The organism is Vibrio sp. 1731 (assembly GCF_033339955.1).
In the GTDB taxonomy this organism is placed as follows: domain Bacteria; phylum Pseudomonadota; class Gammaproteobacteria; order Enterobacterales; family Vibrionaceae; genus Vibrio; species Vibrio alginolyticus.
Genome location: NZ_JAWOVO010000055.1, coordinates 1 through 4,894 on the forward strand (window position 1 = coordinate 1; position 4,894 = coordinate 4,894).

At 45.3% G+C, this 4,894-nt stretch carries 3 protein-coding genes; all 3 read right to left on the reverse strand.

Annotated elements, in window-relative coordinates:
• Positions 1-471: 471 nt before the first annotated feature.
• Positions 472-3,045 (reverse strand): ATP-dependent chaperone ClpB, encoded by a 2,574-nt coding sequence (gene clpB / locus R7035_RS24970; RefSeq protein WP_005381873.1) that lies wholly within the window; start codon positions 3,043-3,045, stop codon positions 472-474.
• Positions 3,046-3,189: 144 nt separating this feature from the next.
• A complete protein-coding gene (pgeF, locus tag R7035_RS24975; RefSeq protein ID WP_005381874.1) occupies positions 3,190-3,918 on the reverse strand; it encodes a peptidoglycan editing factor PgeF in 729 nt (242 codons plus the stop codon).
• A 1-nt stretch (position 3,919) separates the two neighbouring features.
• Positions 3,920-4,894: 23S rRNA pseudouridine(1911/1915/1917) synthase RluD (rluD, locus tag R7035_RS24980; protein WP_318146313.1), on the reverse strand; the 975-nt coding region annotated here is incomplete at its 5' end.

Here is a 4,894-nt window from a genome sequence, read left to right on the forward strand (position 1 = left end):
GCAGAAGTAATGTTTGAATTGACTGTGCTGAATCTTTCGATTCAATGGTCACTTCGTATCATTGAAACCTAATTTGAAGCCTAAGCTTCTAATTGGATTATCATCAACGAGTGCCCACACAGATTGATAGGTCTATATTTTTAAAGAGCACACTTCGAAGTTCTCTTCAAAGTGGACGGCTATTTTAGCTAGATAACTTATCGTGTCAAACACTTTTTTAAGTTATTTATCTGCGAGTTAATTTTAACTCACTAACCGTAGTTGTTTAGGTTCCGCTTCACTTGCTTTCCCGTGACAACGGAGGCGCATTATAGGGAGTTCATTAAAGAACACAAGTGCATTTTTTAAAAAAACTCACCTTTTTAGTTTATTCGTATAGAAAACAGACAAAAGACTCTAAAAAACTATAGAAAAGGGGCCAAACGGCCCCTTTAGTGTGATTTTTATCTCAATTTTACTGTATCCATACAATTATTGATGAGCACAAATTTGGTCATTAGTAACAATTAGCTGCACTGTCTTGTCTGGAACGATTTCACCAGAAAGAATTGATTTGGCTAACGGGTTCTCGACATTCTGCTGAATTGCACGTTTTAAAGGACGCGCACCATACACAGGATCGAAACCAACTTGAGCGATCAAGTCGAGTGCTTTGTCGGAAACTTCTAGTTGATAGCCTTTCTCCTCTAGTCGTTTCGCCAAACGTTCCAATTGAATAGAAGCAATGGACTTAATGTGCTCTTGACCAAGTGGATGGAACACCACGATTTCGTCAACACGGTTCAAGAACTCTGGGCGGAAGTGTTTGCTAACCACATCCATCACTTCACTCTTGATACCTTGATAGTCTAATGTTGCGAAATTCTCTTGGATACGAGATGAACCCAAGTTAGATGTCATGATCACAACCGTATTACGGAAGTCAACAGTACGACCTTGACCATCCGTTAAACGCCCATCATCGAGAACTTGCAGCAGAATGTTAAATACATCCGGATGCGCTTTCTCTACTTCGTCTAACAAAATTACCGAATACGGCTTGCGACGAACCGCTTCAGTTAAGTAACCACCCTCTTCATATCCGACATAGCCTGGAGGAGCACCAACCAACCTTGCCACTGAGTGTTTCTCCATGAACTCAGACATATCGATACGGACCATCGCATCTTCACTGTCGAACATAAAGCTCGCAAGTGTCTTACAAAGCTCTGTTTTACCCACACCAGTTGGACCTAAGAATAAGAAGGAGCCAATTGGTCGGTTTGGATCAGAAAGCCCAGCTCGACTACGACGAATGGCATTCGATACAACAGAGACCGCTTCGCTTTGCCCTACCACACGATTATGCAGCACGTCTTCCATACGAAGTAGTTTCTCTTTTTCCGCTTCTAGCATCTTGGATACCGGAATGCCGGTTTGCTTAGAAAGTACTTCTGCAATCTCGTTGTCGGTTACTTTATTACGCAATAGCGTCATTTCCTGCATTTCAGCTTGGGTTGCAAGATCTAACTGCTTCTCAAGTTCAGGAATACGACCATATTGAAGCTCCGACATACGGTTTAGATCGCCAGCACGGCGAGCAAACTCCATGTCCATACGAGCTTGTTCAAGCTCAGACTTAATATGTTGAGTGCCAGAAAGAGCTGCTTTTTCTGTATTCCAAACCTCTTCTAGTTCAGCGTACTCACGTTCTTTTTCATTGAGTTCTTCATTAAGCGCTTTCAAACGCTTTTCACTCGCTTCATCGTGCTCGTTACTTAGTGCTTGTTGCTCAATTTTGAGTTGGATGATTTTACGCTCAAGCTTATCCAAGGACTCTGGCTTAGAGTCAATTTGTAAACGAATGCTTGAAGCCGCTTCGTCAATCAAGTCAATCGCTTTATCCGGCAACTGACGGTCGGAGACATAGCGATGTGACAAACTCGCCGCAGCAACAATCGCTGGGTCGGTAATTTCGACGTGATGATGAAGCTCATAACGCTCCTTCAAGCCACGTAAAATCGCCACGGTATCCTCAACGGTCGGCTCATCCACCAGCACTTTTTGGAAACGACGTTCTAATGCTGCATCTTTTTCGATGTACTGACGATATTCATCCAATGTTGTTGCGCCAACACAGTGCAGCTCACCACGAGCTAATGCCGGTTTTAGCATGTTGCCCGCATCCATTGAGCCTTCACCTTTACCAGCGCCGACCATAGTGTGTAGCTCATCAATGAAGAGGATGACGTTGCCTTCTTCTTTAGCAAGTTCATTCAATACTGATTTTAAACGCTCTTCAAATTCACCACGGTATTTAGCACCAGCAACCAGTGCGCCCATATCCAGTGATAGCACACGGCGACCACGCAGACCTTCAGGTACTTCATTGTTAACTATGCGCTGCGCTAAGCCTTCAACAATTGCTGTCTTACCTACGCCTGGTTCACCGATAATCACTGGGTTGTTTTTAGTACGACGCTGCAATACTTGGATAGTACGACGGATTTCATCATCACGACCGATAACAGGATCTAATTTACCTTGCTCTGCACGCTCGGTAAGGTCTATGGTGAACTTTTCCAATGCTTGGCGAAGCTCTTCTGCATTCGGGTCATTGACCTTTTGACCACCTCTGATCTTTTCGATTGCCTGGCTGACTTTTTGCTCTGTTAAACCGATCTCTTTGAGTAATTGCCCCAATGGTCCGCGGTCTTCTAAAGCGGCAAGCAGGAAGACTTCAGACGAGATATAGGAGTCTTGACGCTTTTGCGCCACTTTGTCACACAGGTTAAACAATGTGCCCATCGAGCTAGAGAGCTGAACATCCCCACCGATGCCACTGACTTTTGGTAATCGATCTAACATTTCACTCAATTTAGAGCGTAAATGCGTTACGTCCACATCCAGCATAGTAAGCAATGGACGAATTGGACTGCCATTTTGATCAAGCAAAGCCACCATGAGGTGAACTGGCTCGATATATTGATGATCGCGCCCTAACGCTAGTGATTGAGCATCAGAGATAGCGATTTGAAACTTACTTGTGAATCGATCAAGACGCATATCTACCTTCCTAACCTCAACTAAAGGAAATTCTTTTGACAGTTAGAAAGATGGATACTCGGGTGGGGAATTTCAAGGGAGTGAATGAATAAAGATAGCTTTGCAAAAATAGTAGTATGCATCTTAGCACTTTGGTGCTTATAGCTAGTCTTCGATCCAAATAAAGGTTGCTTGTCGACCAGTCTTACCATCACGGCGATAAGAGTAAAAAGAGGCTTTATCTTGGTAAGTACAAAGTCCAGAATCAAACACTTGTGTCACACCAGCCCGGTTTAGACGTTGCGTTGCCAGCACCGACATGTCAGCAAACCATTTACCGTCGATATCGCGTGGAGCAAATGCTTGATTCGCCTGTGAATCAAAATCAACAAAAGCTTGCAGAACATCTTCACCCACTTCGAAGGCTTGAGGGCCAATGGCGGGGCCAAGCCACGCTATCACTTCACCAGAAAACAACGCTAACGCATTTTCGACAATGCCATTTGCTAAGCCGCGCCAACCTGCGTGAACAGCGGCTACTTGCGTACCTTGTGTATTAGTCAATAATACAGGTAAACAATCGGCGGTCATCGCTGAACAAACAACATGGCTTGAAGAAGTAAATACACCATCCGCATCAAGCACCTGTGTTGTTGGTTCATTTGCTTGAGCCACAACGGTTGAATGCGTTTGGTTTAACCAGATTGGCGCATTTGGCATGCTTGCCTGTTGCGCCAACCAAGCTCGGTTCTTCTCTACTAAAGACAAATCATCCCCAACGTGAGTACCTAAATTTAGCCCTTGGTAAGGGCCTGTCGAAAATCCGCCTATGCGTGTTGAGGCGAAAGCTTTGACATTTTTAGGCGCTGGCCAGTTCGGAATGATCGTCTTCATATTAGAATTCTTCCGGTAAGCCGTGCTCTTCTGTATCTTGACGAAGCGCTTCAGTCATCACAACCATGTCATCAGGCACTGGAGCATGAAACTCAAGAACTTCGCCCGTAATTGGGTGCTCAAAGCGCAGCATTACTGCGTGCAATGCTTGGCGATCGAAGCCCCGGATCATTGCCGTTAGCTCTTCAGACGCACCTGTCGGGATGCGAGCACGTCCACCATATGCAATATCACCGAGCAGCGGATGCTGAAGATAAGACATGTGCACACGAATCTGGTGCGTACGACCCGTTTCTAGACGCAAACGAATACGCGTGTGTTCGCGGAAGCGTTCAGCAACACGGTAGTGCGTTACTGCTGGTTTGCCCATTGGTGCCACCGCCATAAGCGTGCGCTTAGTAGAGTGACGACCAATAGGTTGATCCACTTTACCGCCCGCAGTCATACGACCAATAGCGATCGCTTCGTACTCACGAGTAATATTACGTTTTTGCAGTGCGCGAACCAGACGAGTTTGTGCAGGAACGGTTTTCGCCACCACCATCAAACCCGTTGTGTCTTTATCCAAACGGTGCACGATACCTGCACGAGGTACTTCTGCAATATCAGGGTAATGATGCAACAACGCATTAAGCACAGTGCCATCAGGCGTACCAGCGCCCGGATGAACCACAAAGTCACGAGGTTTGTTGATAACGATAATATCTTCATCTTCATAGACGATATCTAGCGGGATATCTTGCGCTTCCCAGCGTTCTTCATCTTCTAACTCGGCTTGCAATGTAATTTCCTCGCCACCCATTACTTTGGTACGAGGTTTAGTGACAACTTCACCATCAACTTGAACTTTCCCATCAAGCAGCCACTCTTTTAGGCGCGAGCGAGAGAAGTCCGCGAATAATTCGGCGATAGCTTGGTCTAAACGTTGACCTAACTGGCTATCTTTTACGGTATTTGTTAATACAATCTGCTGAGC